Here is a 2,829-nt window from a genome sequence, read left to right as displayed (position 1 = left end):
GCCATGACCGAGGCCAACCGCGCGTCCTCGGGCCCCGCGCAGTGGGCTGCGGTCGTGGCCACGACGGGGAGCCCCGCCCGGGCCGCGAGTCCGGCCAGCGCGTCGCACCGCTCGGTGTCCTCGGGCACCCCGTGACAGGTGAGCTCCACGACCACCCGGTCCCGCCCGAACAGCTCGACCAGCTGGTCCAGGGCCGTGCGGGCTGCCGCGATGTCGAAATCGGGGGCTCCGGTGCCGCCGCGTTCCAGCGCACGACGGACGCGGCCGCGTCGGCAACCGGTGAGCACGTACCAGTGGCCCCCGGCCGCCTCCGCGAGCTCCGTGATCTCGTACCGCGGCTCGCCCTTGGCCCCGCCACGCAGGTGGGCGCGGGCGATCGCGCGGGACAGCCGGCGGTACCCCTCCTGCCCCCTGGCGAGAACGAGCAGGTGCTCGCCGCCCGGCAGGGACAGCTCCGCCCCGAACACCGTGGCCAGGCCCAGCTCGGAGGCCGCCTCGGCGAAACGCACGACCCCGTACAGACCGTCGTGGTCGGTGATCGCGAGGGCCGTGAGCCCCAGCTCGGCCGCCGCCTCCGCCATCGCCTCGGGCGAGGAGGCGCCGTCGAGGAAGCTGAACGCCGTGTGGGCGTGCAGCTCCGCGTACGGCACGCGTCCCTGGACACGCGGCCGCTGCGGGGGCGTGTAGTCACCCCGTGTGCGCGACCATGCGGGGGCGTCGCTGCCGTCGCCGGGATGGGGGTTCTCGGGCCCTCGCGGGTTCGGCCGCCCGGACAGCACCCGTTCGAGCTCTCCCCAGCTCCTGGGTCCGTGGTACCAGTTCACCGGGGCTCACCCGCCCGGTGCCGGTGGGTGCGGTCAGAGCCGGGTGAGGGACTCCACGACCCATGCGGAGGCCTTGCCCGGTGGCTTGCGGCAGCTCTGCGCGCGGGGCGGGAGCGGGCGTGTGCCGGTCTCGACGCGCCAGGCGCGGCCGTCGGCGTGCTGGACGACGGCCACGTGCGGGTCGTCCGGGTCGATGTCGACGACGAGGTCGTCGATCCCCGCCTCCACGCCGGAGTCGCGGACGGCCACCTCCGCCACCTGCCCGGCCGGCGGCCACGTGCTGCGCCCCCGCAGGTGCTCGGTGACGACCCGGCCGTCCAGTTCGGCCTCGACGATGCGGACCGCGAGGTCGGTCTCCGCGGGCCCGTAGGTGTACCCGGTCCCGGGTAGCAGCAGGACCGGGGCGAAGCGGTGCCCGCCGGTGTGGGAGCACTCCCACACCGCGGAGTCCGGGTCGAGCGAGGACAGACGGTTCCCGAGACGGGACTCGAGTCCGGCCACGACCGGGCGGCCCCGGACGGCACAGCACTGATCGCGCTTGGCGTGGGTACAGACGAGGACCACGGGCCCCTCGACCTCACGGGTGCCGTCCACGTGTCCACCGGGTGAGAGATCGAGGTCGAGCATGTCCGCGGGTCGGTCGACGCGGCCGACCCTGATGCTCCGCCGACCGGGGCGCGTGTCACAGAGGTAGAAGCGGTGCCGGTCGATGCGCTGACCCTCGCGGCCGGGCCGCCTGATGAACAGCATGCGGGACCCGCAGTCGGATACGTGCTTCTTGAGGCGCTCGGAGAGCTCGTCGCCCAGCGCCTCTCCGTCGAAGATGTCGCGCCCCCATCGCGCGGGGACCTCCAACAACACCCACGATTCCTCGTGGGCAGCGGTGCCGGCCGGTGGTTCGTCGGCCGACTGGAGCGAACACCAGGCGGGGACTGGGGCGGGATCGATGACTGACACGCCCCCATGGTGCCCCACCGTGCGAAGTGGTGTAACTGTAGCCACCTTGTGGGACAAAAGTGATTAGAGGGCTTTAGGGTGAGGCCATGCGTACCCGACACCGCCGCTTCGCCGCGGCCGCCGCCCTGACCGCCGCCGTGTCCCTGGCACTGGTGGGATGCGGGACCGACACCTCGACCGACGCCCCCGCCACGAGCCAGACGACCACCGCCGGCTCCTCGCCAGCCGCCCTGGCGCAGAACCTGTCCCCGGAGGAGACCGAGGCCGCCGACCCCACGGCCGGCCCCGCGGACTCCGCACCCAAGAGCGAGACCCCGGATGCCGCCGCAGGGCGCGCCGAGCTGGTCGTGTCCGAGATCCGGATGGGCGACTACCAGGGCAAGGACCGCGTGGTCTTCGAACTCGACGGTCGCGGCGTCCCGAGCTACTCCGTGGACTACGTGGACGCCCCCGCCCAGCAGGGCAGCGGCTTCCCCGTGGAGGTACCGGGCGACTCGTTCCTCCAGGTGATGATCGGAGGCCAGATCCTGCCGACCGAGACCGGCATGGAGGAGGTCCCCGTGGGCACCGTGAGTGGTGACGACGCCACCGGGGTGGCCGGCGTGGCGTTCACGGGACAGTTCGAGGGACAGGCGCAGGCGGTGATCGGCCTCGAGGGCACCGATCGTGCCTTCTCCGCCTTCCTCCTGCAGAACCCGACCCGTCTGGTGGTGGACGTCGAGCGCTGATCGCGCCCCGGGGCCGGGCACGACCGACCGGGGCGTGAGCGACCGGATCATCATTCGTAGACCCCCTCGACCGTCCAGTTCTCCGACCCGTCCTCGAGCACGCCGCAGAGCAGCAACGCGGCCGCACGCTCGGGGACGACCTGCATACGGGCCCGGGGCCGGCGGGGCTGCCCGTCGGGCGTGGGTTCCCACCAGGCCTCGTCGATCAGCCACGGCCGCGACCACCCGAGCAGCGCGCAGCGGCGACCGCCCACCTCGATGGCGGCGGGGCGTGCGCTGAGCAGACCGCGTGGGGTCACCCCGACGGCCGCCCCCTCCGC

Annotated in this window: 3 protein-coding genes and 1 pseudogene; 1 reads left to right on the top strand and 3 read right to left on the bottom strand. The window is 73.6% G+C overall.

Features of this window, described 5'->3' with window-relative positions; genetic code table 11:
• Positions 1–824: PHP domain-containing protein (locus G6030_RS11025; protein WP_182643155.1), on the bottom strand; the 824-nt coding region annotated here is incomplete at its 3' end.
• A 33-nt stretch (positions 825–857) separates the two neighbouring features.
• Positions 858–1,781 (bottom strand): sucrase ferredoxin, encoded by a 924-nt coding sequence (locus tag G6030_RS11020; RefSeq protein ID WP_182643154.1) that lies wholly within the window; start codon positions 1,779–1,781, stop codon positions 858–860.
• A gap of 86 nt (positions 1,782–1,867) precedes the next feature.
• Here G6030_RS11020 and G6030_RS11015 point away from each other — a divergent pair, with 86 nt between their 5' ends.
• On the top strand, positions 1,868–2,509 hold the full coding sequence (locus tag G6030_RS11015) for a hypothetical protein (RefSeq protein ID WP_182643153.1): 642 nt from the start codon (positions 1,868–1,870) through the stop codon (positions 2,507–2,509).
• Between the two features lie 50 nt (positions 2,510–2,559).
• Here G6030_RS11015 and G6030_RS11010 read toward each other — a convergent pair.
• A pseudogene (locus tag G6030_RS11010) lies at positions 2,560–2,829 on the bottom strand (hypothetical protein); the annotation flags it as partial.

Origin of the sequence: Dietzia sp. E1, from assembly GCF_014145015.1 — a bacterium.
In the GTDB taxonomy this organism is placed as follows: Bacteria; Actinomycetota; Actinomycetes; order Mycobacteriales; family Mycobacteriaceae; genus Dietzia; species Dietzia cinnamea_A.
Note: the sequence above shows the minus strand (reverse complement) of the source record. Positions and strands in the feature narration are given on the sequence as shown.

Excerpts from the sequence above, each read along its gene's own strand:
- G6030_RS11015 (WP_182643153.1), top strand. The coding sequence starts at position 1,868 with ATGCGTACCCGACACCGCCGCTTCGCCGCGGCCGCCGCCCTGACCGCC.